Annotated in this window: 22 protein-coding genes and 1 pseudogene; 11 read left to right on the forward strand and 12 right to left on the reverse strand. The window is 46.1% G+C overall.

Annotation, left to right across the window (positions count from 1 at the left end; all coding sequences use genetic code 11):
• On the forward strand, nucleotides 1-2,154 hold the full coding sequence (mdoH, locus tag H7F08_RS08095; RefSeq protein ID WP_193640293.1) for a glucans biosynthesis glucosyltransferase MdoH: 2,154 nt from the start codon (nucleotides 1-3) through the stop codon (nucleotides 2,152-2,154).
• Between the two features lie 436 nt (nucleotides 2,155-2,590).
• On the opposite strand, the gene H7F08_RS08100 is transcribed toward mdoH (H7F08_RS08095), so the two are convergent.
• The 8 genes from H7F08_RS08100 to galU all read right to left on the reverse strand — a co-directional run bounded on the left by H7F08_RS08100 (nucleotide 2,591) and on the right by galU (nucleotide 8,752).
• Complete coding sequence (locus H7F08_RS08100; RefSeq protein ID WP_193640294.1) at nucleotides 2,591-4,051, reverse strand: PQQ-binding-like beta-propeller repeat protein; 1,461 nt, start codon at nucleotides 4,049-4,051, stop codon at nucleotides 2,591-2,593.
• A 151-nt stretch (nucleotides 4,052-4,202) separates the two neighbouring features.
• Nucleotides 4,203-4,652: a hypothetical protein gene (locus H7F08_RS08105; protein WP_193640295.1), complete on the reverse strand. Its 450-nt coding sequence runs from the start codon at nucleotides 4,650-4,652 to the stop codon at nucleotides 4,203-4,205.
• A gap of 228 nt (nucleotides 4,653-4,880) precedes the next feature.
• Nucleotides 4,881-5,816, reverse strand: a complete 936-nt coding sequence (locus tag H7F08_RS08110; protein ID WP_193640296.1) for a sulfur oxygenase reductase family protein — start codon at nucleotides 5,814-5,816, stop codon at nucleotides 4,881-4,883.
• A 64-nt stretch (nucleotides 5,817-5,880) separates the two neighbouring features.
• Complete coding sequence (locus H7F08_RS08115) at nucleotides 5,881-6,054, reverse strand: CsbD family protein (protein WP_077218490.1); 174 nt, start codon at nucleotides 6,052-6,054, stop codon at nucleotides 5,881-5,883.
• Between the two features lie 44 nt (nucleotides 6,055-6,098).
• Complete coding sequence (locus tag H7F08_RS08120) at nucleotides 6,099-6,734, reverse strand: ABC transporter substrate-binding protein (protein WP_031572450.1); 636 nt, start codon at nucleotides 6,732-6,734, stop codon at nucleotides 6,099-6,101.
• 28 nt (nucleotides 6,735-6,762) lie between these two features.
• A complete protein-coding gene (locus tag H7F08_RS08125) occupies nucleotides 6,763-7,221 on the reverse strand; it encodes a DUF3568 family protein (RefSeq protein ID WP_051690624.1) in 459 nt (152 codons plus the stop codon).
• A gap of 83 nt (nucleotides 7,222-7,304) precedes the next feature.
• Nucleotides 7,305-7,565, reverse strand: a complete 261-nt coding sequence (locus H7F08_RS08130) for a hypothetical protein (RefSeq protein ID WP_051690625.1) — start codon at nucleotides 7,563-7,565, stop codon at nucleotides 7,305-7,307.
• Between the two features lie 209 nt (nucleotides 7,566-7,774).
• A complete protein-coding gene (gene galU / locus H7F08_RS08135; RefSeq protein ID WP_010642609.1) occupies nucleotides 7,775-8,752 on the reverse strand; it encodes a UTP--glucose-1-phosphate uridylyltransferase GalU in 978 nt (325 codons plus the stop codon).
• An 862-nt stretch (nucleotides 8,753-9,614) separates the two neighbouring features.
• On the opposite strand from galU, the gene H7F08_RS08140 reads away from it, so the two are divergent.
• From H7F08_RS08140 to H7F08_RS08175, 8 genes are all read left to right on the forward strand, one after another.
• Nucleotides 9,615-9,773: a hypothetical protein gene (locus H7F08_RS08140; protein WP_193640297.1), complete on the forward strand. Its 159-nt coding sequence runs from the start codon at nucleotides 9,615-9,617 to the stop codon at nucleotides 9,771-9,773.
• 208 nt (nucleotides 9,774-9,981) lie between these two features.
• Entirely contained in the window at nucleotides 9,982-11,031 is a 1,050-nt protein-coding gene (locus tag H7F08_RS08145) for a hypothetical protein (protein WP_031573928.1), read from the forward strand.
• Entirely contained in the window at nucleotides 10,986-12,158 is a 1,173-nt protein-coding gene (locus H7F08_RS08150) for a polysaccharide biosynthesis/export family protein (RefSeq protein ID WP_158025154.1), read from the forward strand. Before H7F08_RS08145 ends, H7F08_RS08150 begins: the two co-directional genes overlap by 46 nt.
• Before the next feature lie 3 nt (nucleotides 12,159-12,161).
• A complete protein-coding gene (locus tag H7F08_RS08155) occupies nucleotides 12,162-12,422 on the forward strand; it encodes a hypothetical protein (protein WP_031573934.1) in 261 nt (86 codons plus the stop codon).
• On the forward strand, nucleotides 12,409-14,463 hold the full coding sequence (mdoH, locus tag H7F08_RS08160) for a glucans biosynthesis glucosyltransferase MdoH (RefSeq protein WP_193640298.1): 2,055 nt from the start codon (nucleotides 12,409-12,411) through the stop codon (nucleotides 14,461-14,463). Before H7F08_RS08155 ends, mdoH (H7F08_RS08160) begins: the two co-directional genes overlap by 14 nt.
• A gap of 129 nt (nucleotides 14,464-14,592) precedes the next feature.
• Nucleotides 14,593-15,708, forward strand: a complete 1,116-nt coding sequence (locus tag H7F08_RS08165; protein ID WP_031572457.1) for an NAD-dependent epimerase/dehydratase family protein — start codon at nucleotides 14,593-14,595, stop codon at nucleotides 15,706-15,708.
• Nucleotide 15,709: 1 nt separating this feature from the next.
• Nucleotides 15,710-16,693, forward strand: a complete 984-nt coding sequence (locus tag H7F08_RS08170; RefSeq protein WP_031572456.1) for an NAD-dependent epimerase/dehydratase family protein — start codon at nucleotides 15,710-15,712, stop codon at nucleotides 16,691-16,693.
• Nucleotides 16,694-17,061: 368 nt separating this feature from the next.
• Nucleotides 17,062-18,456: a sigma-54 dependent transcriptional regulator gene (locus H7F08_RS08175; protein ID WP_031572455.1), complete on the forward strand. Its 1,395-nt coding sequence runs from the start codon at nucleotides 17,062-17,064 to the stop codon at nucleotides 18,454-18,456.
• A 647-nt stretch (nucleotides 18,457-19,103) separates the two neighbouring features.
• Here H7F08_RS08175 and H7F08_RS08180 read toward each other — a convergent pair.
• Nucleotides 19,104-21,017 carry a hypothetical protein gene (locus H7F08_RS08180; RefSeq protein WP_031572454.1) on the reverse strand — a complete coding sequence of 638 codons (1,914 nt, stop codon included), beginning with the start codon at nucleotides 21,015-21,017 and terminating at the stop codon, nucleotides 19,104-19,106.
• A gap of 1 nt (nucleotide 21,018) precedes the next feature.
• Nucleotides 21,019-22,235, reverse strand: a pseudogene (locus H7F08_RS08185) (ISL3 family transposase).
• Between the two features lie 578 nt (nucleotides 22,236-22,813).
• On the opposite strand from H7F08_RS08185, the gene H7F08_RS08190 reads away from it, so the two are divergent.
• Together H7F08_RS08190 and H7F08_RS08195 are read left to right on the forward strand one after the other, a co-directional pair.
• Nucleotides 22,814-23,095: a type II toxin-antitoxin system RelE/ParE family toxin gene (locus H7F08_RS08190; RefSeq protein WP_010642617.1), complete on the forward strand. Its 282-nt coding sequence runs from the start codon at nucleotides 22,814-22,816 to the stop codon at nucleotides 23,093-23,095.
• A gap of 16 nt (nucleotides 23,096-23,111) precedes the next feature.
• Complete coding sequence (locus H7F08_RS08195) at nucleotides 23,112-23,471, forward strand: HigA family addiction module antitoxin (RefSeq protein ID WP_010642615.1); 360 nt, start codon at nucleotides 23,112-23,114, stop codon at nucleotides 23,469-23,471.
• 433 nt (nucleotides 23,472-23,904) lie between these two features.
• Here the strand turns inward: H7F08_RS08195 and H7F08_RS08200 are convergent, their stop codons facing one another.
• Nucleotides 23,905-24,177 (reverse strand): EexN family lipoprotein, encoded by a 273-nt coding sequence (locus tag H7F08_RS08200; RefSeq protein ID WP_029316460.1) that lies wholly within the window; start codon nucleotides 24,175-24,177, stop codon nucleotides 23,905-23,907.
• Nucleotides 24,178-24,537: 360 nt separating this feature from the next.
• Nucleotides 24,538-24,699: a DUF1328 domain-containing protein gene (locus H7F08_RS08205; RefSeq protein ID WP_010642612.1), complete on the reverse strand. Its 162-nt coding sequence runs from the start codon at nucleotides 24,697-24,699 to the stop codon at nucleotides 24,538-24,540.
• Nucleotides 24,700-25,327 lie beyond the last annotated feature (628 nt).

The raw sequence follows: 25,327 nt of genomic DNA on the forward strand, positions 1-25,327 counted from the left end.
ATGATAAAAAAGACATGGGTTCAAAAAAAACCTAAAAAAAGACTGTCTGTCAGTTCGCATGCTTTGCATGGTCGCTGGAAAGCGTGGCAAATAGGGAATAAACTACCGGATATGGGCGCATCTCCCTGGGAGTCTAGAGTAAGGCTACGTATGCGATTGATACGCTTTTTATCAGTATTGACTACTCTGGTTTTGGTTTTTTTATCCGATCAATTGATCACTGGACAACATTTGCAGTTGCAATGGCGCATAGTGTATCTATCGATCTATGGTGCCATGATGTTTTTTATGGCCGGCAATTTCTATAAGGTGCTTTTTGGTGCATGGTATGCTCGACGTGGGCCAAAAGGAAACCCATGGCATCCGATGAACCATCTGGAAATGCCTACAGAAAATGATCGTGTGGCAGTGCTCTTCCCGGTTTACCATGAAGATGTTTCAAGAGTGGCGGCAGGGATGGCTGCATGCTATCGATCTCTTGCAGAAAACTATCCAGCTTATCTACCCTTATTCGATTTTCATCTTTTGTCAGATAGTCGTAAAGCAGGTTACCGGATTACGGAATTGGCTTCGATTTACCGACTACGCAACCTTTTTCAATCTCATCAGTTTTTCTATCGCTCCCGACCAGTCAACAGTAATGCCAAACTGGGTAATGTCACAGACTTTTTCCGGCGGTATGGGTCTGAGTATCCATTCGCACTGGTGATGGATGCCGACAGCGTCATGGATGGAGAAGCTATAGTGACTTTGTTGCAAGGTATGGTTGGCAATCCGCGTATCGGTATATTGCAAAGTAATCCTCGCCCTGTGTTCAGAGAGACTGTTTTCGGACGGATGCAACAATTCGCATCCCATCTGTATGGTTCCGTTTTTTCCTATAGCATGCAGGCTATGTATATGGGGCATGCCATTTACATAGGGCACAATGCCATGATCAGGGTAAAACCGTTTATGAGATATGCCATTTTACCGCAGCTGAAAGGAAAAAAACCTTGGGGCGGAAAGCCGCTTTCTCATGACATAATTGAAGCTGTAGCATTAGGCCGTGCTGGATATGAGGTTTGGTTTCTTCCTGAACTATCTGGAAGCTATGAAGAAATTCCCGCCAACATGCTTGGTTTTCTGATCCGAGAGCGACGATGGATGATGGGAAATCTTCAACATATCCGTTTCTGGTTTTTGCGCGGAGTGCAGGGATTACATCGCGAAACTCTCATCAATGGGGTAATGGCTTATTTTTCTGCCCCGCTCTGGTTTGCTTTTCTTTTTGTATCAGCTTATGGCGTCCTCCACTTTATGGGGGTTGTTCGTATTTCTGTCGTAGGGCTAAAAATGCTTAAAGTTCCTGCTGGCATGCTTCTTGCTTCGAGTCTGGTTTTTTTATTTCTACCCAGAATTATGGCGGTGATGTTTCATATTGATTCAAAGAGAGCCACACATTATGGTGGCAAGGATAAACTACTTTGGTCTGTCGTATTGGAAACGGTATTTAGCTTTTTGTGGTCGCCCATCATGATGATCTACATCAGCTTGTTTTTTTGGCAATGGATTCGTGGAAAATCTGTGAGCTGGGGAGCGCAGGATCGTGGCGATACTGCGTTGTCTTTGAAAGATTCGTGGACCTATTTCGGCAAAGTTTCCATTTTCGGTCTATCAGCCTGGGTAGCTCTGGTGTACTACGTCAAGCATATACCATCGGCAGAAAAGGCGCTTCTATACACTCTATCGTCCGGTTGGGTTCATCCATACAGTTTGCTTGTTTGGTATTTTCCCGTGCTGGGTGGGATGGCCTTGTCAGTATGGCTTGCTAGATGGTCAAGCTTTCGACTGCAATCACTTAAGAAAATAAAATTATTCATGATCTCTGAAGAGGTCAGAGAACCCAAAGTGCTGCAAGATACACGTAGAGCTGAGGCCAAGTTTAGGAATATGCTTCCAGATCCTGATGACTTCCATCAGGTTTGGGATTTTGCAACAACCTGCGAAAGCTTTATACGTTGCCACCTCCCTGAGATTAGGGAGAGGCCCCAAATATATAAAAGATTTACTCAAAATATACAAAGTAAAGTCTATGAAAAAGATGCCTGGTTATGGATCACTGATAAACTATGTTACCAGAAAATTATCATTCAAGCGCAACAGATTGGCTAGTTGGATGTTTCCGCTAATGAAAGCGGTTGGGCAGTTTTTAAAATTCATTTCTTGAGCTGTTGTCTGCATGATGAGTTCTCCTTTTCTTTTAGGCTGATTCGTTCCGCATTGGCTGCTTAATGCCGTCCGGATCAAGTAGTGGCTCTTATGAATCGTCGCGCTGCCATCCTGGTAAGGGGGAGGCATCCATTACGTCTTCACTGCAACAGTGTCAATTGCTGAGACGCAGCTGTTTTTTTACCTGGAGGTCGTTCAGAATCTCGCTTTAACATTCTTGGATGGAGGACATCCCAGATACGGGTGGCGCTATTGTCGTGAACTTGGTTGCATCACTCACTGTTTCAGGTGCTGGCGCAAGAAATACTGATAAATGATACGCCTTATTCGGTGTGTTATCCTCATAGCTTGCATATGAATAGGTTTCATTAATATAAACTCATAATCCCGTTTTTACGGAGACAACCTTCCCAGAAGATCCTCCCACAACTAAATGGTTTCTACTGAGCAAAACATCTGCTGGTCCAGGAGACCCAGCAGAAAGATGTCTTTTAAATAAAACCCTTCCATTGTTTGGGTTAATCACAAACAATACACCGTGACTGTTCACTAAATACAATTTACCGTTATAAATATTAGGATTGCTGACATCTTCTCCGGTATCAACGGACCAAAGTAAACGCCCAGTACCAACCCTCAAAGCATATAGTATATGAGTTATCCGAGGCTCTATAAAGATAGTACGATGCCAGGCAGTGAGTGGAGGATCATAAATTCCTGCCTTTTCCGGATCATGATTGGACATCTTGCAAAAATGAACGGGGATGTCTAAAAAATGCGCCACTCTACGAATGGCAGCAATAGTCCAATTGGACCAATAGTACTTTTCATCCAGTAGACGTTGATGTATCCAGGCTTTAGGAGGCAGTCTCTTTGTATAAATGGTTTTATTAAAGATCACATCACCTGTTTTTGCCTGCATACCAACAACCTGAAAGGTGAAGTATTTCATCTTTTCATGTCGCCAGAGATGGTTGATAATCTGTAACATACCATATGGTGGATTTCGCATATATGCTGTATAAACAATTCCATGCGAGAGGACTGGAGATGCTTCAGCGAGATTTTGAGCATGAGAAAGATTTTGTGACCATACCACCTTATGAGTTCGCCAATCGATATCATAAAAATAATTTTTGTCTGTAAATGAATTATCAGTCCCAAAATAAAGCTGATTCTGTGCATGCAGAGGTGAAGACATTGCTGACCAACCACTAATTGCTGTTTTCCATAGAATATGACCCGTTTTCTCGTTCAAAGAAAAGAAATGACCACCGCCATCAGGGCCAAGGATTTCGTGATTTACATACGCAGGTGTTGGCATAACTTGACAGCGGGTCAAATGTTCCCAGGCAATATGGCCTGTTTTCCTGTGAAGCGCTATCACTCCATGCAGATAGGGTGAACGGCAAGAATAACCTTTATTTACCGCAAACATACGTTTTCCACCCATTCCAATAATGACCAAATGTCGTGTAACAATAGGTTCTGTCATGCTGATATTAGGTAATTTTGTGGACCAAATTACCCGACCATTTTTCCCATCAACCATGACGACCTTTCCTTGTTGAGGTTGTGAGCTTCCAGCGCTTATAAACAGATTATTTTTGTGGATATTGATGGGTGCGATAATTCTTTCACCTAGATTTATCGTAAAACTTCCCAACTTCTGATTCGAAGTATTCAAGTGGTGAATATTATCTTCAAATTGATACACTGAAGATCCCGAAGCTCTAGCCAAGAGCATACTCGCAAGACATAGAATCACAACTATTAATAAAACATATTTTAATGCATTAATATTTTTTGTGGTGACAGACAATAAACCCGCATTTCTCATATATGGCCACCATGATTAACAATCAGCCCAAATGAATCGACTACGATTTTTTTGATTAATCTATTGGCGCCATAGAAAAGGATACGGCTTACAAATAATAGGACAGTACTATTTTCATAAGTATCATCAAATGTAATGTTCATCATCTTTATTACTCTCCGACTACATTTCCCTGAATCCTCACAACGATGCGTAATACAAGGTTAGCAATAAACCCACCAATAATAAGAATAATATTAGCAATTTGCATGTCGACATAAGCCCCCGATTTTTTTTGAAACACTAATGCCGCTGTTTTAGTCCCGTTGGCAAGAAGCTCCAAAGTAAACAATGAAGATGCAAATATGATCAGGACTATCAATATAACATTAATTGCAACATTCCATGTATTATGATTAATGCGTTTTGCAATTAACACCGAATCAGAATAGTAAATAATAGACATCAAAGACATTTCTAAGGCAATTTCAGTAAAATTCCCAGAATAGATTCTTATCACAATAAAAAACAAATAAATAAGCACGGGAATGCTTAATATGGAAATCTCCGAAAATGAATCGATGCAAATGTGGATTATTTTTTCTATTTTATTAAGATTCATACGCACTCCACGTGATCAATAAAGCGAGTAATATTAGCTCGCAAAAGTATTGATAAAGAAAATTATCTTTTTATATTTATTGGCAAGCATTATCCAATACCTGTCATTCAATTTAAATGACCATGATGAACAGCCCCATCATTACCCATTACGAAGCAATTCCCCAGGGGCTGTTTTTGAAAAGTTCAGATCTGTAAGTGAAAATGACAGATCTTTTCCAGCTTGCCATTAAATTACTAATTTTTTACGCCATTGTCCCTGTTCCATCATGGGCTCAAAAAGCATGTAGTAAGGCCCCTTATCCAAATGAGCAAGTACGCCCTCATTGTGAATCTGCCGCAACTCGTAATCCAGCATCGCATGGGCTATGCCCATATGTGCATGTTCAGGAGACTCCAATTCCATATGCACCAAGTACTGCGTTGGCTTCTGTCCCGGAATCAGTGGCTTATCAGGCACCTGACTGCCATAGTTGGTATTGTACTCCGGTGGATTGGCGCCCAGTGTGGCCTTCAGCATCCCTTTGGGGTCAAACTGAAAGGATCCTATGGCAGAAACGCCAAACTGTTTCATGATCATCCAGCCGATCATGCCCGGAACATTTTCTTTCATCCAGGTGAGCGTCTCTATGGCCCCTTTTTCAAAAGCTTCCTCATGCCCGTCCATCACCCAATGGTCACCAATGGCAATACTCCGCTTTGCCGATAATGCTACTTTAGGCACGGGCTTCTGCTCTGCGAAAGACTTTCCTAAAACTGCAGGGATATCGGTCATACCCATAATCAGGGGGAGATCGGAACGAATGACTTCATAGTAGGGTTCCCATGGCCCCTCTATGACCATATCCAGGCAGCTTCCACATAATTCAAAAATTTCCTTGAAGTTTTCATGATGCATCTCTTCATGCGACTTCACGTCTTTCCATGCGGTGTACTGAAACATGGAAATAGGATTCAGGGTTTCATGCATATCTACAGCGCCACCACCATATCTTCCGGCCATGGGATGAATGCCCGTCTGCAATAATTGTTCAAAACCTAAAAACCCGGGATGCGAGGCCGTAGTGATACAAACCTTAGGCCCAACCTTCATCATGGTTTCATAACTTTCCGGTCGATTGGCTACTTTTGACTGATTGATGGCAATAATAGGATTGTTACTCATAATCTTAAACTCCAGTAGTTACTCATGGAATAATTTTCTCAATCAAGAGAGGACGAGAAAACATTTAATCGGATAGCTTCTTTTTGAATTTACCCCATTTTTCCTGTAATTCTCCTGCTTTCTTTGTGACTTCACCTTCAGCCTCTTGTTGAGCATTTCCGGTAATTTTACCGGCGACTTCTTTGACAGTACCTTTGACCTGTTTTACCCGACCTTTCACCTGTGTTTTATTCATCATAATCTCCTTTATGGATAGCGCTATTCATCCAATGAACGGAGCTATTATCGCGCTGCGTGGGCCAACATTTCCGAGCGTTTATTGATGCCATTCATCAGTGCATGGATCCCGCCTTTGTTCAGAGCACCCGTAAATTCGGCTTTCTGCATCGCCAGGTTGCTGACGCCGTCTGTCATTACATTGATAATTTTCCATTGGCCATGGTTTTGGCTGAGCAGATAATCAAACGTATTGTTTTTACCGCCATTGCCGGACTTCAACGTAGTGCTGACCATCATTCGGTGGCCAAGCACGCTCTTGGAGACGGGGCTGCTAAACTTTTGACCGGCGTAATGGGTGAAATGCGCGGCATAATTTGCCACAGAATAATGGGTCAGTGCCTGCACAAACTGCTTCTTTTCCGGAGCAGACAGCTTATCCCACGCGGTCCCCAGGCTGTAGTGCGCGATTTTTGGAAAATCATAGGCTTGGATCATTTCGGGATACAATGCGTGAAAACGACTCTCATAGCTACTGGATGGTCCCATTTTCATGGAGTGAATGAGCGCCATGTTGAGCTTGGCCACGACGCTGTCAGGCGCATTACCTGTTGACGCAATAGCGCTTCCTGTACCCAACATGAAAATCGCTATACAAGCACCCAAAAACTTTGGGGTTTCGGTAAGTTTTGAAAATTGCATCCACCTCTCCCTTATCATTTAACTACCATCAAATAGATGGAGCCTTGACGGTAGCCTGGACACCCAGCTTCTGGTTCAATAACGAGAAAAACTGTCTGGAGAGCGCTTTATTGCCAAATAGTCCAACACCCATCGTCACTTTGGTAACCCCTGGACTCGTAGATTTCAAAATGACGTTGACAGCCGTGCCTGCTGCCGTTTTTCCATCAATGATCCATTTGTCTGGATTTTTCTTCACATTACCCACATAGGTAATATGCATTTCCGAAAAGACTTGCAGAACGGCAGCCTGAACCGTTCCGAGTGGCCTTGGATAATAGGCATGATAGTCGGACAGAATTCCGGCATTGACAGCAGCGACGCTACCGGCTCCCGCACCGGCTGCAGCAATAGCAACGCAGCCATTTAAAGGCAGTACCGCCCCTACACAGAGAGCTGCAACCATCCAGCCGAGTTGTTTCCCATAGTTTGGATATTGAATACGCATTGTTTATTCCTTGTGTTTGCTGTAAGCATGGAACGGATAGGGCGTCAGGATCTTACTCAACGAGCATGACGTTCTATTCCAGCTTACTGAGTACCGCTCGCTGCCCGATCTGCCTGGTTTGCCGTCTGTTGCGCAGCGTCTGCCCGGTTTAATGCTTCATTTTGTTTATGCTCTAGCGCATCGGTTTTCGCCAAGGCCCGATTGGCCGTCTCCTGGGCAGCGCGTGCATCATTCTGCGCTGACTCGGCTTTAGCGCTAGGGCCGCCTCCGCACCCGGCCAGGGCTAGAGGGGTCAACATGATCATTGTCAGCGTGAGCGTCTTCATCGTTTTCCATACATTCATGATAATTTCTCCTTTGAATCAAAGCACCTCAAGACAAGGCTTTGCCGACCCTATGTAGGGTTTTTCTAGCGTTATAAGACAATGCATCACCAGAGGCTCGTTCCGCACTTTTGCAGGATTCCAACTTGTCTCGAGCTTGCACTGTTTTTACATCAGCCTACTTCCTGCGACATTTTTCCTATGAATTAACAACATGACAGAAAATTTTGTTACGCTACTCGCGATTTTTTCTTGCGTGTCAGTAGAGCTATTGGCTTGTCTGCAATATAGGAACAAATTCCATCCGTTGCGAGCGTGTGCAAATACTCAGCAAAGGATGTTCCAACGCCAGCGTGACGTAAGCCATACTCGACCGTGGCCTGTAGAAAGCCAAGCTTATCACCACAATCAAACCTTCGACCTTCAAATTCGAACCCAAGAACTTGCCGTTCTCGTAATAGAGCCGCAATCCCATCGGTGAGTTGAATTTCGCCACCCGTTCCGGCAGGTAAATTTTCTAAATAGTCATATATTCTTGGAGGTAAAATATATCTGCCCACCACACCCAAATCAGATGGTGCATCATCGGGGTTGGGTTTCTCTATAATATTCGATATCTGATGAATTCTATTTTCCCACGCCCAGGACTGAATAATGCCGTATTTATTGGTTTCTTTGTGAGGTACATGTTGAATGGCTAGTATGGCCGCATGATAGTGTTCATACTGTTCAATCATCTGGGCTAGCACGGGTTTCTTGGCTAAGATGAGGTCATCGGCGAGTAGCACGGCGAAGGGGTGATCACCAACAACATCTCGAGTCATCAGTACTGCATCGCCTAACCCCAAAGGGTGAGGTTGTCGGAGAAAGACCGTACTGACTCCGCGCGGCACAATACTCCTCACTTCTTCGAGTAGTTCCATTTTCCCGCAGCGCTCAAGCTCATACTCCAATTCAAAAGCGACGTCGAAGTGGTCAGCAATGGCGCGTTTACCACGGCCACTGACAAAAACCAATCTGTCACATCCAGCTTCTAAAGCTTCCTCAACCGCATATTGAATAAGTGGTTTGTCTACAATCGGCATCATTTCTTTAGCCGTTGCTTTTGTTGCGGGTAGAAATCTTGTGCCCATACCGGCGACAGGGAAAACGGCCGTGCGAACGGAATTAGGGGCCTTCATGGTCGAATGGCGGGCTGGTATTTTCATGCTAAACTCCAAAATTATATATTTTTAACCCATGCTGCCTACCAATGCACAAAATCTAATTCCTTTATGGACGGTGGATTACTACTTTTTCTAATCTACGACTTCACATCAGATCTGCGTGCAACTGAAACAGCTTACTCGATTGGTGATAGGCCAACTAATGATCAATCATATGAAGTTTATGGTGAGTCGTCTGTGCGGTAGGGCACATATGTGACTCGGGCAGATGAAGGGACGCCCCTATTTGGGCCCCATTAGGCTGTTTCATGAGTCATGCCATTATTTTCTCACGTCATTTTTTTGTACGTTATGATCGCCGTGGCACAATCCAAGACCGATTATCTCGATGAAATAAAAGTTATCTGATGTAGGGCATATCGAAATACCAAATATAATCCAGTAAGTTGCGCCACATTTCCGCAGTCCGCCGATATTCCTTCGCATTTCCAAGTGCATTTCTTATGGTCTGCTCGGTCCACATCCAGAAGGACTATTCAACACACCAGAAAAACCAGAGACACAATACTGATCAGCCATAAATTACGTTGTATCTGCATGATTAATAACCATAATTATTGTATTAAGTCAATTAAATTAGAGTTCGTGTATGAGTTTCCTTACAAATTAATCGAAAGATTCCTCTGAGATTGTACCTGTATGATAAATAATTGTTTATTTTGCGGCGAGCCGATTTAATCAGGCGCCTTGTGTGGGTTTAATTACAAATTAAGCAAAAATCTCTCTGGCATTATATCTACATGAAACTTAACTGCTATTTTCATGGTGAATTAACTTAACTAGGTATTATGTATAAATTTAGTTACAAATTGACCGGATATTTCCTCCACTACCTCTTGAGAAAATGAGCAATCATTCTGGAAAAGGCTGTCAAACTAAGCCATTGCAACAAGTGGCACATAACTTGCTGAGCGACAAATATCAACAGGAAACCTTGACGCAACATTTTTGCGCGCTAAAAACAGAGCAGCAAAAAAACGGCCAGCCGACGGATGCAATCTAAGGCAAGCGGCACTTGAAATTAGGCGTTGTTTCACATCTTACCAAGATTGTAAGTATGCGACGTTTGCTTATTATAGTCACGGAGTAATAAGCATAAACACATTACAGGGGCGCACCATGGGAAACGGAAATGCAATATATGAGATGGATAAACCCATGATTTCCTTTGATCAGACACATAATTTAAAGCTCAAAGGATACTCTTAAAAATGAAAAAGCCGTTTTATAAAAGACCATTATTTTTCTGGATAGTCGCAGTACCAAATGTTTTTTCGATAGTATATTTTGCAGGAATTGCGGCGCCGGAGTATGTCAGCCGTTCATCTATTGTGGTGTACCAGCCTCATCAGCACAGGGCTACCATGACATTGCAATTGTCACAGTCAGGCAGTGAGTCTCTCGAGGGCGACTACATCCTGAGTCACTACATTCATTCCTGGACGGGATTTCAGGCGCAAAATGAAAAGCATCTTGCAGATATTTTCTCACATGGCGATTTTGTATCAAGATTTGGTGGTTTAATGAACGGCTTCTCTACAAAACAGACTGTCCTCTGGAAGTATTATAGGCATCAGGTACGAATAACAATTGATAAAAAGAGCGGTATTATGGAGTTATCTACAATAAGTTACTCGCCAGAAGGGTCCTACAGATTAAATCGTTCAGTTTTGCAGGCAGGGCAGTCGGCCATTAATGCGCTCAATACGCAAGCGCTTCATAAAGCGGAAGCTTTTGATGAAAAAGTTGTAGAGGCCGCAAAACACCGCCTTCATCAGACTATCGACGCTCTATCTGGTTATCAGGTACAGCACCACATCGTAAGCCCAGACATTGCCTACACGTCAAAAATGTCTTTATTGAATAGCTTGATGGTCAAAAAAGCTATCATTCTGGCGCGCATGCAGGTAATCGAAGGGGCAGCCCCACGCAGCCATCAGATTGTTAACCTACAGGCGAGCGCTGAGGCTATTCAGTCAGAGATTAGCCATATTCAAGCTTCAACTGATGGAGTGTCTGGTCTGACGAAAGGATACGGCACCTATACTTACAAACAAAACGCAGTACAAGTAGCAGAAAATTTGGTCAAGGCTGCATACAGCCAGCTGGCGGTAGCACAACAATCAGCTATTCAGCACCAGTATTACATCGAAAACATTAGCGGCCCTTCCTTGCCACCGGATCCCACCTTACCTCATCGCATTGAATGGATCGGGTGGACTTTGCTTATTACCTCTATTCTTTTCCTGGTGATCAAATGATTAAGGACCTGTTGGAATCCACTAAAAAGCCGGCCTCAGCCATTCTGGTAGCTGTTTCTGCGCTCAGCGGCTGTGCCTACCTCCCTAGTGGAGGTCCATCAGATAGCCAGATACACGCGCAGACCAAACATACCAATGTACGTCTAATCACAGTCAGCCCGAAGTTCGCCCGTACACTCTGGCGAAAAGAGTTGGAAGACAGAAAATTGAAGGCCATCCGTGAAATAGATCCCCTAAAAAAGAGATTAGAAACTGTGGCGGTACGGCTTATGCCGGGCGATGTAGTGCGTGTCACGTTTTGGACTATGCCCGTTCAAACAGGATTGGGTTCAGGCGGTGGAAGTGACCATAATCCACGTAAAGAAGATATGGGACAGTACACGCTTAATGAGACCGGGTTCGTGAACCTACCTTATATCGGCGAGGCAGAAATCGGGGGCTTGTCGACTACTGATGCGGATAACCGTTTGGATTATCTGGTGGAACGGTTACGCCGTTTTCAGTCACCAGAAATACGTGTGCATATGATAAAAAATCGTGGTCAGCATGTCGTCGTGACAGGTTCAGCCGCAAAACCAACTATTCTGAATTGGCAGAATGCTGGAATTACATTGGCAGAAGCTATCACCCGCGCAGGTGGATACAGAAGCACCGGACGGAATTATGGTCATAGTTTGCAGGCTAACGAAGTTGTTGTAGTGCAAAATGGGGAGCCCCACACACTTTCCATAAGAGCCTCGCTGATGCACCACGTGCCGCTCGCCCCTGGGGATCGGGTGATACTGACACATCGCACACTGGTACGGGCGAACTGCCTTGGACCGGGTCTCACTCAGAGTGGTCTACTTTCCTTTGGCTTCACACCCACCTTGGCACAAACTCTGGCCAAAGCGGGCGGTATTGGCCCTACGGCTCAAGGCCGCTCTGTTTATGTGCTCTCGCCGTCTCACAAAGTAATCTACCGATTCGCCTGGGATCATGTATCGGGTCTGCGGGCAGCACAACAGTTTCCCATCCAAAACGGAAGCGTCATTTATGTAGCTAATGCGCCTAGCGTTCGTCTCCAACAGATTACTTCTATTTTGTTCAGTGCTGCTTATCCTATTGGCATAGCGAAGGGGTTATAATTTATGAAAATGACACAGGAAGAAAAAGCAAATTATCTGCAACAGATGAGAATACCTGGTGTGTCTGATAATGAGACGCTATGGTTCATCGCCGGAAAAATAAAATCATGGTCAGATTTGTACAATATAATCGATGAATTTGCAACTGCGAGTTGTTCCATCGAAATAATAGTCCAGAAGACGGCCCACCATAATCTGCTAATCAGTACGCCATTTCCCAGAGACTCAATAGCACACATGGTGTTGCGTCATGCACTATCCTGAAAGTAATCATCCAGAATGGGAACGGGCATCAAAAAAACGGGTAACAATCAGTCGGTTGTTGTCTTTCGCCCTGATTTCAATTATGACTTATATTACTTATCTGTTCATGCTCATGTACCACTTCTCACCATGGATATATGGACCATTTCTGCTGGCTTATTTCAGTCTTGGTTATCTGGGTATGACCTATTTCGTTGGCATGTTTTTCGGTTTTGTTGTGTCTCTACGGGGCATCGATAAAGATCCTTATCATCCGTTACATAGTGCGGTAAAAATCATTAATCCGAGCACTCACGTAGCAATTATATGTCCTATTTATAACGAAGATCCTAGGCGAGTCGGGGCGGCAATTGCAGCCAGCTGGACGGATTTGTGCGCTCAATTTCCTGAAGAGTCATCACGATTTGATTTCTTCATATTGTCCGATAGTAAAAAAGTTGAAAGCTTTATTCAAGAAGAGTGGGTTGTTCATAAACTTATCGAAAAATATCCAGGGGGACGATTTGTATACCGCCATCGCCGTGTGAATAGTAATTCAAAGTCTGGTAATGTGACTGACTTTTGCCGGAGATGGGGTCATAATTATAATTACATGATAATGCTAGATGCTGATAGTATTATGCCCGGTGAATCGTTGGTTAAACTTACTCGAATCATGGACGGGAATCCAAGAATTGGTATTGTTCAATGCTATCTTTCAATGGTTCTACGTAAAACATTGCACGCCAGGATTAGTCGATTCATCTCGGCGTTGACACTAAAAATAGGATTTTATGGACAAAACTATTTTTACATGGGGCATGGCTATTATTATGGTCATAATGCCATTATCCGCACAAAAGCTTTTATGGACAACTGCATGCTTCCATCCTTGCGTGCCAAAGGGCCATTCGCTAGTGGAAAACCTATTTCACACGATTATATAGAAGCGGCACTGATGGCTGGTTCTGGTTATGAAATATGGTCACTACCGCAGATTGAGGGCTACGAGGAGCTGCCGACAAACCTGATTGATGATATGAAACGTGAAACTCGCTGGATGTACGGAAGTATGTTGTACTTTCGATTCTTTATGTCTACGCGTATCAATACGCTGTATAAGGCAAGACTTTTTACCAGTGCTATTAACTACGTAAATCCAATTCTTGGATGGATTTTCTTCTCAATGGCATTATTCGGTTTGATCTATATTTTTAAGCATCCAATGATCAGTGTCCTTGTGATGTACAAATACCGTATTTTTTTTCTTTTCTCTTTGGGATTCTTGGCATTTTCAATTTTCATGAAAATGTTGCTTCCCATATTATACAACGTCAAGAATGGTACAGCACATCTTTTCGGCGGTATCGTAAAGATGATTTGGTCCTATCTTCTTTACTTCATTCTGAGCATCATGATGGCGCCGATCTATATGGCTCAATTTACCCTCATAATTTTGTATTGGGCTCGTGGAAAAAAACTGCACTGGGGAGAACAGGTTCGCGATGACCGACATCTCACATGGAGTGAATCAGCTGCGCAGTTTGGCTGGGTCAGTATTTTAGGTGTGGTGCTGTCAGTGCTGGTTATTGATTATGTCTTCTCCATGGATACTGCTGCAGTCCAATATATTCTCGGTATACCAAAAATCGGGCTTTTCTTCTGGTATATTCCATTACTTTCTGGATTGATATTGTCTGTATGGCTGGTACGATTTCTTAGTTTTGAGTCACCGTTAGTAGAGCGTATGGGATGGTTCATGTCCCCTCAGGAAGTTGAACCGCATTTTGTCCTGACTGAAACACAAAGAATGGAAGAGGTTTTTCGGTTAGAGATTCCTGAATATACAAGATTTGAAGAAGCCATACAGAATCCGTGGTTTTATGTTCGGCACCGTGCGGTGTGCACGGAAAGGAATAAAAAGACGTTATTTTGGCTGCGCCGGTTATTAAATAAACCGTTTTCTTCATATAGTGAACGTGAGAAGTTCATTCTACTTAATGTGCGAAACTTATATGATATGGCGCACAAACACACATTAGAAAAAAAGAATGGTTCATAGCATGTTTTTCTCAAAATTATTAGACACATACTATCTTGACTCGGTACGTCTTCGAAAGCAAAACATTGGTCGAGGTGTGAGTAACGAAGCTTATCCACGCACAAACGCAGCACTTGGAGAATAACGAGCATGTACACGCAAAATAAAATTTCAATACTACCGCAGCAACTCCCCAATGAATATTTTGAAGCTAAGAATATATTAGTGACTGGTGGGTTTGGCTTTTTGGGTGGACACCTTGTAAAGCACTTGGTGGAGTATGGCGCCAATGTTACCGTTGTGGATATCAACATTGATCCTACCCGCGATTCCATATTGAACTGTGCCTCTATGCAACTGCGATCCAAAGTGCTTGTTCAAGAGGCAGATGTGACTGACGCCGAAGCTATGAATAAAATTGTTTCAGAGGGCCGATTCCACTATATTTTCCACTTTGCCGCCTACGCAACGGTTGTCGAAAAAGCGGTTTTCGCACCGCAAGAGACCATCATGGCTAATACGATGGGTTGGGTTAATATACTCGAAGCCTGTCGCGTGGCTCCCTATAAAGTAAATATGGTTTTCTTGTCTTCTACTGACAAGGTTTACGGAGAAATGGAGGGGGATTCCTATTTCGAACATCTCACTCCCCTGCATGGAATCGGGATCTATGACTCAGCCAAACTAGCCGCAGATGTTTTCTCCCGAACCTATCATGAAGCATTTGGTATCCCTACGGTAACCCTGAGAATGTGTAACATATATGGTCCATGGGATTTTAATATTGGTTACCGCTTACTGCCAAAAGCTATGGTCAGCATTTTCGCCAATGAGGAGCCTCAAGCGCCAGAACTTTATTTTGATGCCATCGAACACCATCGAGATTACCTTTACGTCGACGACCTAATCCGTGCCATCCTTTTAGTCGCCCACTCCAAGGGGTGTCGTGGAGAAGTGTATAACCTGGCAGGAGGGACCTATATGTCAACCCCTTTGATGCTAAAAGCCATCGTTGAACAAGCTGCCGAGGTGGAAAGGGAATTTGACCAGGAACGTGCCGACACCATTATTGAAAATGGCATTGCGATTAAAGTACGTGCGAGTACATCTCCCGTACGTGCCATCACAAAACAACATCTGAATGGGGAAAAACTCCAGAATGCGACTGCCTTCGCACCTCAGTCAGATTTTCTGGAATCTATCAAAACGACGATTCGTTTCTATCGTAACCTTATGAAAACCGGATACCAGCACGAGGGTCAGTAAAATGAGCAACTTTTGGCTTGGACGACAGTGTCTGGTAACCGGTGGATCTGGGTTTGGTGGCTCACATCTGTGCGAAAGCCTGCTGGCTCTTGGCGCGCGAGTGTACATACTTGATCGTTGGTTACCAAAAAACTCCTATCTTGTCTTAGCCAACATTGCTCCGCAGGTGAATTATATACAGGGGGACATTCGTGATATTGATTTATTGCGTCAGACACTGCAACGATTCGAGATCAATACGGTGTTTCATCTTGCTGCCCAGCCCATTGTCCCTATAAGTAACGTACTGCCCTTTGAAACACTGAGCGTCAATACTGAGGGAACCTATACCGTTTTGGAAGCGATCAGAACCTCCGGGTGTGTCGACCGTCTGGTCTTTGCGTCCAGCGGGGCCTATTACGGAGCGACCAGCACGGACCATGCGATCACTGAAGGTCACCCGCCTCTTAGTGCGCAAAACATTTATGCGCCATCCAAAGTTGCTGGAGATGTGGCAGTCAGAACCTATGCAAGCGTATATGGGATGAAAGCTGCGTGCTGCCGGTTCATGAATACCTATGGCCCTGGTGACACCAACTTCAGCCGTATTGTTCCGAGGGCTATATCCAACATGATCACCAGTGCACCTTATGATTTTGGTACGCGCGATGATGGATCCTCACAGATCGACTGTCTGCATATCAGTGACATGGCCAGAGCATATATTGCTGTAGCGGAACATCTTGACTCGGAGGCAGGAGAGGCTTTCAACTTTGGATCAGGACAGCCTATCTCCACAAAAGCTCTTGTAACCGTAGCCAGCAAAATGTTCGGTGGAAAAGCGCTGACCCCCGTTTTTTCTGGTCCAATAAAAACCACGCCCTCTATTAAGTACCTGGATATTTCCAAAGCCTATTATAGTCTCGGATGGATACCTATGATTCCACTTGACGATGGGTTGGCGATGACGATTTCTTGGTACAAGCGTCACTGGCAGAACCTATAATCATGGAGCCGACTATGTCATCCGCAATCCAAGCCGAGTTTGCAGATGTACGCGATAGCGTGGTGCACAAGTGCCCCGCGACATGCTGCAAAAGGTCATTCGCGTAACAGCCGCTTACACAGTAAAAAGCATGTAACATTACACTAGAATATAAGGAGATGTTTGAATTTTGAGCCCTCAGTGGGTGAAATAGCCAATGTCTTGCCGTGTGGTAGCCCCGGCCTTTCCACTCTCAAGATCGGCAGCTGCAGACTAAGGGCGGGAATGACGTTCACCGATAGTATCATTTTATTAGGAATACTATAGTGTTATAAACACGGCGCTCGTATTATGGTTTCGCGATACATAGATGACGGGATGGAGTTAATATGTCACGCAGTCAACTTTGCGGAGTGGGCACCCTTGATGCCAGTCGCCCACTACTGTATTTCGGTGCGAAGCGGGCTATAGGACCGTGCGCGGTGCGTTTATGCAGCGAAGGATGGCATCTGCAGTACGCAGAGGATATCAGTGACCTGCAACGACTCTTGGCCACAGCAGATTTTAAAGTGGGGATCGTCGCTCTAGATCATCAAGCTATCATTGATAATGACCGGCGCTTGGTATCCGTCATCGCCAAGGCCGAGCAAATCCACTGGATCGCCTTGCTCCCTAGGGAGGCCATGGACTTACTCCCCTTGCGTGAGCTGATCGGTAGCACGTTTTACGACTACCACACCCTGCCCATTGATCCCAACCGGTTGCTGCACACACTTGGACATGCCTTGGGGATGGCAAAGATCATCGCGGACACGTTCTCGCTCGAAGAACGGGAGGTGCGCAACAATGGCGAAAGTGAAATGGTCGGCACCAGCCCACAGCTGCAAAAAGTGTTTAAGCGTATTCGCAAAGTGGCCGGGGTGGTGGCTCCCGTGCTGATTACCGGAGAAAGCGGCACGGGCAAGGAACTGGCCGCGCAAGCCATTCACAGACGCTCCCCGCAGGCCGGTGGCCCTTTCGTGGCCATGAACTGTGGGGCATTGTCCGCGAACCTCATCCAGTCCGAGCTCTTCGGTCACGAAAAGGGCTCGTTCACAGGCGCCCACCAGCGCAAAATCGGCCGCATCGAGGTCGCTTCCGGCGGCACCCTCTTCCTCGATGAAATTGGCGATCTGCCTATGGAACTTCAGGCTAACCTTCTACGTTTCCTGCAGGAAAAAACCATACAGAGGGTAGGTGGTGAAGAAGACATTAACGTAGATGTGCGGGTGCTTGCGGCCACACACGTCAATCTGGAAAAGGCTGTGCACGAGGGCCGCTTCCGCGAGGATCTCTACTATCGTCTCAATGTCCTGCAGATTAAAATGCCCGCCTTACGCGAACGTATCGGGGACGTGCCCCTGTTGGCCCAATATATCTTCCGCCACTTCGCCGACGAAAAAGGGTGCAGGGTCAAAGGGTTCAGCGAAGATGCTCTGTACATCATGAACCACTACGATTGGCCGGGTAATGTCCGCGAGTTGGTCAATCGGGTACGCGGAGCCATGGTAATGTGTGATAAGTCCCTTATCTCCCCTGTCGATCTGGGACTAGATCGAAGAAACAGCTTCTCGACCCGCTCGGTTACTACTCTGAGCGAGGCGCGCGACAAAATGGAAATTAACACCATTCGCACCGCGCTAGGCCACAACCGGGGCAGCGTCACACGGGCGGCGACCCAACTTGGCATCTCTCGTGTCACGCTATATCGTTTTATGGAGAAACACGGGATCAGTAGAATATAATGCCTTTCTTATTATGGCTGAAGTTTAGGTGGGTGGCCTCCTCACCATCCCCTGTAGGTGGCGGTATAGTTCGGCATATCCAGAGCAGAAGTCCGTAATCGCATTGTCTAGATTATTTGAGAATGACTAAAAACTCAGCGACAACGCTACTGGGGGCTGAGAACAAATTTACCGTGGCGGGTGCTGTGAAGCGGTTTGTGGATCTGCCGTATTGAGATAAATGTATCGCAAATGAGGAGTTCTTCCGGCGGATTCCTTCATGGCTAGCAGGCTGATTGCGCTGCATCAAAGGCCGGATATAAGGCAGCAACTCGACCACAATATGCCAGGTATCGAATCCTCTTTCACACAGGTGGAGGCATCGATATAAGTTATTTTCAGGAGATTACCATGACGACGATGGTGTATGTCCGTGTCGATGAATAACTTAAGGTTCAGGCCAAAGAAGCCTCTTATGTGGGCCATGGAGTTTGCTGTCTCGGATGCCGTTCGGGTTTTTTAACCCGGGTTGTAGCGGACAGAGGATGCTATTTGCTGCAGGTACCTACTGCAGAAATCCGGGAGGCCATGGTGAATCCTGTTTGATGAGGCGGCGGCGCACGATGCGCGATTTGAGACGGCGGATACACCTGTTGGCGCACTCGAGATTACTGCCCCCCGATTATGATGTTGCCGCTGGCCGCCGCCGTCATGCTGACGGGCCACGTGATTCCGTTGGTGGATAGTGTCGGATTTATGCCGGTATTATTGCCTAATATAATAGGGATCTGGGTAAACACGGTTGGGAACCTTTGCGTTTGCGCCGTTGCTGTGTTGTTCATGTAGCCAGTAAGCATAAAACTGACTACCTTGAAGACTCCCTGTAAAGGGGGAGTCATGACGATGGAACCGCCGCCAGTGCCAGCGATAGAAAAATTGGCGGTAACGGACACGGTGTTCAGGAACAGAGACCCTTGTGTATAAGCATTCCACGCCCCCCCGTTCCAGATGAGCTTGATATTCTGGGCGCTTCCGTTTCCACCCTGCATTATGTAAGTATAAACAGCTACGTTGTTTGGTAAATAAAAGGCCGGTTCTCCAGAAGTAACATTCGAAGCCACTGTGACATTGCCCGAATAATGGCCATAAACCGTGACGCTTTGCCCAATGTACTTCCCCGGCTCCACGGTTACCGTTATCGGTACAGGCAAGTTTTCAGGGTAAACCTCCGTGTTATTTGCGGTGGGGGTTACGGTAATACTTTTAGATGTAACTATAATTTTTGCTAACGGCGTAACATATTGCCCCATTGCCGCGCTGAACAGCATAAGGTTATTCGAACCTGGCCCAGCGATGCTTATAAACGACATATTATCGGCTGCCACATTGTAAATAAGAGAGCCATTTAGCGACGCTCCGAATGCGACATGAATATCATCAACGAATGGAAACGATGTATCGCGCTCGATGTCTAACACTCCGCATATGGAGTTTTCCTCTGTTGCCTTTCCTGATGCTGCGCCGCAGAAAATCGAATACGAGCACCCCTGTGTTGTCACACGCTGGTATGAAGCGATATGGCTGTATGACTCAGGAATCGTTATTGCGGATACACAATTTTGGATGAGTCCGTTGAGCCGCGCGTGGGAAGCATGCTGCAGGCCGTAATAATACCCGGTTATGTAGAACTTTTCCGCGTAGGATATTCCAAAATTACCCGGGCCAGGAAGGATCAAGCCCGTGGAGATAATTGTGGGTGGGACGAAGCCGCCAGGTTTGGAGTTTATGTCCGCCGTGACATCTTCAAACGAGCCGTTCACACATGAGTAAAGGTTTGCGCCTATGACGCCACCGTTGGTCTGCGTCTGAAACTTGATTTTTTTGAAGTGGATGCCCAAGTTTGTCCAGGACGGGGTGCCCGAGTTTTGGGCCACTGCTCCTATTAAGGACGGTAGCGTGCCGCTTCCTGTGGCTTGAGATAAAAGCACGGTTCCTGAGTTCGGAGCTACGGCCCCCGCTGCACGAACCGTGAAGTCACCGGAGATGACGATGTCTATGTATGGCCCAGAGGTTGACAGAATGGGCAGCGGGACCAATGAGTTAGTCCCATTTGTGGTTATAAAGTTAGTCCCAAGATTGTATCGAACGGCCCTTAGATGCAGAACACCTCCCCCTATGGAAACAAGGAATTCCAGTGCCGCGACAAACGCTGGCGCGTCGTTGGCCTCGCCGTTTCCGATCGCGCGGAAATGCTCGGGGGTTACTTTTAGGGGCAGCAGCAGCGGTTGAACGGACGTGATATTACTAGAATTGCTGGTCACCTGCGCAATAAGCACGTATCCGCTGGGCGCGGATGATCCAGCGGAGTAGTTCACCGATCCCGCGTTGTTGACGCTGACATAGATAGCACTGCTGGGAGGGTAAGTGTTGGTGAAAGCTGCCTGAGAAGCGATAATGACGCGGGTACCGTTCAGGTAAGCCGTGCCAGGGTTTAATGTGGCCGTCAGGCTCCCTGGATTCGGCACGGCGATGTTCAAGCCGGAAATAATGAAATTGGGGAACGCATCCAGATTCTTCGTCATTTTAAGTGGATAGCCTGAGATCCGGCTTATCCAAAATGAGGCAAGCCGTGTTGATAAACGTCTTGTAGGTGCGATAGCCCCGCCGAGTCTTGGCGGATTGGATAAGGCTGTTGAAGCCTTCGAGAATTCCGTTGGTGATCTGGCTTTCGAACCATCGGAGTACGCCGACCCAGTGATTCATGATGGTGTAGACGACCTTGACCATAGGCGATAGACCGCTGTTCTTGATGTTTTCGATCCAGACCTTGCGCGCGGTGGCGCCCTGGTGGCGATTCTTGACCGTGAATATATCCTGAAAGGTCAGCCAAAACTGGTAGGCCTGTGCCGTTTTGAGGTTCTGGTCTTTTTTGAGTGAGTTCTGCAGCTTTTTTTTCTGCTCAACCTTGAGGTTGCTATCATTTTTGAGCCAGTGCCATCGGGTCTTTACGAGGTCGAGCAGAGTGAGGACTTCCCCCTTGCGTACGACAACTACGGCCTCATTGACGAGATTCATGAGGTTAAAACGATCGAAGGTGATCTCAGCATTGGGCAGGTGCTCGGCAGCCTCTTTCTGGACGGCCGGCGAGAGGCCGGTGCCCATATTGGTAATCGCTTCCGCGCTACCTCCATGGACCTGTAGATCTCCGGAGATTTTCTCAAAGGTCTTGGCATCCTTGCCGGGAGTAGCAAACAACAACAAGAGTCGCCGGGCATTCAGATCAATGAATAGCGTGATGTAGCCATGACCGCGCCGACTGCTGGTTTCATCGACGCTGACAGCATGGACATTGGCCATATCCACCGCCGCACGAGCTTCGGGCACATAATGGTCAATCACTCGCCACAGGAGCGTGTCGGTCTCGCCGGCCATGCGGTCTGCCGTCAATACCGGCTTTCCCGCACCAGGGTCATGATCAGCGCTTCGAAGAGCAGGGTGAAATGTGAGCCTTTCCGTGCCAAGGAAACAGATATCTGATGAACACTATGCTCCGGGCACTTCACACGAGGTACGTGAGCATGGAGATAGGCTTCATGCTGGAAGAAATCCATGTGCCGCCAAGTGTGCACGGGTGTCATATACTACTCACGCCCCACCACAGACGGGGCAAGTTAAGCGACTGTCCTTGGGAAAGTTGATATGCAGATCCAGGCGTTTTTCCTCCACTGTGAAAGTCACATGATCCACCCCTTCGGCGGAACCAAGTCCTAACGAGAGAGAGACAGATCTTCCGGGACTATCATCAAACTCCTATTCAGGGCGCGAGTGCTCCACAGCATTCTGCCCCCTGCCACTCAATCAGACGAAGAGCCTGGCTCTGTAAGGGGCCTTATCTGCTCTTTTATCGCATGTGCCATCATATGCCATGACGATCTCTTTCTTTTGCCTATTTGTCGTCATGTCGGAATAATATAGTGCTATTCATCGGATCGCGCCATTCATTACTTGGCGCGTTGTGAATACGCCACCGGCGAAGCTGATGGCTTCTGGTTACTGCTGGAAGCCGGATTGGTCGGCAATAAGACCGACGACTGTCGCTCACACCTTGAAAAACATCCTCCGGTTCAGGGGCGAAGACACATGAAACGCCTCAATAGAGACCAGCCATAATTTCCGGCATGTGGAAGGATATGATTGGCACAGTCAACCAGATAGCTCCCTCGGGGTTCATTTTCTTTCAGCTGCTGAATGACCGCTTCCAGTCTGGGCCAGCCATCAGACGGCGCTGTTTCCTGCGGTCCAGTTTGGAAACTGAGAAGTGCGGGACTAACAGACATCGTTATTTGACGCTACTATCGGATCGCGTTAGCATTCACCGATGATCATGAGCTTTGCGGACAAGCAAACCGCCGCAGTCTTCGCTGGCCTGAAAGTGCGCCGCTTTGGAACGGAATTATTGCGGATGGCGCAGCGGAAACTGGCACAGTTGCATCGCGCCGGCCGGATCGAAGATCTGGCTGTACCGCCAGGCAACCGCCTGGAGAAGCTCTCCGGCGATCGGAGCGGCCAATGGAGCATGCGCATCAATGACCAGTGGCGGATTTGCTTCGTATGGCGCGACAGCAACGCCTGGGACGTGGAGATCGTGGATTATCACTGATGGATGGAGGTATATCGTGAGCATTCGTGTGGACGAGATCGAAAAGATGGATTTTTCCGATGTGGCGAATCTGCGCGAAGGTCGGTCTGCCCCCATTCACCCCGGCGAGATCTTGCTGGAAGACTTTCTGAAGCCGATGGGCATCACCCAGTATCGTCTAGCCAAGGAAATCGGCGTCCCGCAGCGCCGTATCGGGGAGATCGTGATGGGAAAGCGGGCCGTTACCCCGGATACCGGGCTGCGGCTGTCCCGGTTTTTCGGGATGAGCGACGGTTTCTGGGTGGGCCTGCAAACCGATTACGATCTCGCCGTGACGCGCCACGCGATGCAGGCAGTTCTCAATAAGATTCAACGATACGACGTGCATGCGGCGTAACGACCAGAATCCGCTGGTAACGACTCCGGCAGGTTGAGTTTGCCACACTCTGTGGCAGGCGGGCTGAAAGGCTATATTGCAGCGGAAGCGGTCATTCGGTCTACTGGCCATCACGTTCTCAAAACTCGCCACTAAAGCTATTGCATTAGATTTTGAAGAGGCTCCTTTCAAAAATAACACATGTAAATTTTGATTTTTCTAATAGTTGCAGCAAAAAAGCTAGGTCAGCTTGACAAAGAGAGATACGATAGTGCCAGACTTGGTACCAGAACCGCCCAGTTATTGCGCAGAGAGGTGCCTTGGTTATAATTCATCTGCAACAATCCTTGGCGTGAGTTATGAAGTGAATTCGCCTGGAAGCGATTGTCAGCGTGAACGTCTTCATCGTTTTCCATGCATTCATGGATAATTTCTCCTTTGCCATCAACACACCTCAAGACAAGTCTTTACCGAAACTATGTAGGGTTTTTTTAGCGTTATAGGACAATGCATTACCAGAGGCTTTTTCAGCATTTTTGCAGGATTCCAACTTGTCTCGGCCTGCACTGTTTTTACACCAGTCTACTTCCTGCGACATTTTTTTCTGATGATGCAAATACCAGGAAACGGAGTGTCCCCCCTGGGGTCCTTGAGAAACAGCTGAACAACCGGCAAGAGCTATTCCGAATAATGGCGGTATCACCAGAAACAGTTTTGATATTTTCATCATTTCCTCCTTACTACGCATGAATGAATCATAGGTCAATATTTTATATTCGTGATCACGTTGATAATAAAACATGTCGAATTGTTAAAAAAACCATTAAAATTAATCAACTGACGCTCCGCCAATAAAATCCACGATTAAAGAAAATTATGCATCTTTAATGTCAATGATAGAAATATTTAAAGCTTTAAGTAATTTTTAGTAAGTTCAGGTTGTCGCCAACAGCCGACAACCTGAAGAAGCATGACCTTACAAGAAAATGCCAGTCATGTGGATTCACCCTTTAAAACATAATATTCTAGGACTTTCGGTTGAAGGGACGCCTAAACACTAAGCAGTGCCCAACGAGTATCTGTATAGTCACAGTCTTCGCCTTCCCGTTACAAGTGCCACCAAAAATAGAATGATAAATATCACAAAGAGAATTTTAGCAATTGATGCTGCAGCACCTGCAATTCCGAAGAAGCCTAACATTCCAGCGACCAACGCTACGATAAAAAACACTAAAGCCCAGTAAAGCATGATTCCCTCCCGCAACTTTATATAATCCAAGGAACTTGAATATAGTTTAAAAATAAATATTCCGCAATCAGAAAACTATTCTAGTACAAGCAAAAACCATGAAATTCAAACATAAACTTATTTAATGCGTTAATAATCAATCTGGTAAATTATATAATCTTTTACTGTTTTTTATTTTAAAGATGCTGTATCGGTATTTTAAGGAGGCATAAGGGATCGAAGGTTGGTTGAGAAGGATAATTCAGCAGAGTGCCAGGTTGCGGCACGCTGGAAGATAGTGCGGCCCTTGAATCTGGCTGTGGCGGAGTTGGCTTAAGTGGGGAGGCCTTTCTGCCAGGAGTCATGAAAGCCGGTATTTCGATATGTCTATGCTCTACATCAGATAATTTTTATTTCAACGAGATAACCGGTCTTGGATTGTGCCACGGCGATCATAACGTACAAAAAAACGACGTGAGAAAATAATGGCATGACTCATGAAACAGCCTAATGGGGCCCAAATAGGGGCGTCCCTTCATCTGCCCGAGTCACATATGTGCCCTACCGCACAGACGACTCACCATAAACTTCATATGATTGATCATTAGTTGGCCTATCACCAATCGAGTAAGCTGTTTCAGTTGCACGC

It is taken from the genome of Acidithiobacillus sp. HP-11, from assembly GCF_015100075.1.
Taxonomy (GTDB): domain Bacteria; phylum Pseudomonadota; class Gammaproteobacteria; order Acidithiobacillales; family Acidithiobacillaceae; genus Acidithiobacillus; species Acidithiobacillus thiooxidans.

What these genes read in the sequence shown, in the direction of transcription:
- H7F08_RS08125 (WP_051690624.1), bottom strand. Translation starts at nt 7,221, where the DNA reads ATGCGTATTCAATATCCAAACTATGGGAAACAACTCGGCTGGATGGTT.
- mdoH (WP_193640293.1), top strand. Translation starts at nt 1, where the DNA reads ATGATAAAAAAGACATGGGTTCAAAAAAAACCTAAAAAAAGACTGTCT.
- H7F08_RS08200 (WP_029316460.1), bottom strand. Translation starts at nt 24,177, where the DNA reads ATGAAAATATCAAAACTGTTTCTGGTGATACCGCCATTATTCGGAATA.
- H7F08_RS08175 (WP_031572455.1), top strand. Translation starts at nt 17,062, where the DNA reads ATGTCACGCAGTCAACTTTGCGGAGTGGGCACCCTTGATGCCAGTCGC.
- H7F08_RS08145 (WP_031573928.1), top strand. Translation starts at nt 9,982, where the DNA reads ATGAAAAAGCCGTTTTATAAAAGACCATTATTTTTCTGGATAGTCGCA.
- mdoH (WP_193640298.1), top strand. Translation starts at nt 12,409, where the DNA reads ATGCACTATCCTGAAAGTAATCATCCAGAATGGGAACGGGCATCAAAA.
- galU (WP_010642609.1), bottom strand. Translation starts at nt 8,752, where the DNA reads ATGAAAATACCAGCCCGCCATTCGACCATGAAGGCCCCTAATTCCGTT.
- H7F08_RS08110 (WP_193640296.1), bottom strand. Translation starts at nt 5,816, where the DNA reads ATGAGTAACAATCCTATTATTGCCATCAATCAGTCAAAAGTAGCCAAT.
- H7F08_RS08105 (WP_193640295.1), bottom strand. Translation starts at nt 4,652, where the DNA reads ATGAATCTTAATAAAATAGAAAAAATAATCCACATTTGCATCGATTCA.
- H7F08_RS08100 (WP_193640294.1), bottom strand. Translation starts at nt 4,051, where the DNA reads ATGAGAAATGCGGGTTTATTGTCTGTCACCACAAAAAATATTAATGCA.
- H7F08_RS08190 (WP_010642617.1), top strand. Translation starts at nt 22,814, where the DNA reads ATGATCATGAGCTTTGCGGACAAGCAAACCGCCGCAGTCTTCGCTGGC.
- H7F08_RS08130 (WP_051690625.1), bottom strand. Translation starts at nt 7,565, where the DNA reads ATGAATGTATGGAAAACGATGAAGACGCTCACGCTGACAATGATCATG.
- H7F08_RS08180 (WP_031572454.1), bottom strand. Translation starts at nt 21,017, where the DNA reads ATGACGAAGAATCTGGATGCGTTCCCCAATTTCATTATTTCCGGCTTG.
- H7F08_RS08115 (WP_077218490.1), bottom strand. Translation starts at nt 6,054, where the DNA reads ATGATGAATAAAACACAGGTGAAAGGTCGGGTAAAACAGGTCAAAGGT.
- H7F08_RS08205 (WP_010642612.1), bottom strand. Translation starts at nt 24,699, where the DNA reads ATGCTTTACTGGGCTTTAGTGTTTTTTATCGTAGCGTTGGTCGCTGGA.
- H7F08_RS08120 (WP_031572450.1), bottom strand. Translation starts at nt 6,734, where the DNA reads ATGCAATTTTCAAAACTTACCGAAACCCCAAAGTTTTTGGGTGCTTGT.
- H7F08_RS08155 (WP_031573934.1), top strand. Translation starts at nt 12,162, where the DNA reads ATGAAAATGACACAGGAAGAAAAAGCAAATTATCTGCAACAGATGAGA.
- H7F08_RS08140 (WP_193640297.1), top strand. Translation starts at nt 9,615, where the DNA reads ATGAGCAATCATTCTGGAAAAGGCTGTCAAACTAAGCCATTGCAACAA.
- H7F08_RS08165 (WP_031572457.1), top strand. Translation starts at nt 14,593, where the DNA reads ATGTACACGCAAAATAAAATTTCAATACTACCGCAGCAACTCCCCAAT.
- H7F08_RS08170 (WP_031572456.1), top strand. Translation starts at nt 15,710, where the DNA reads ATGAGCAACTTTTGGCTTGGACGACAGTGTCTGGTAACCGGTGGATCT.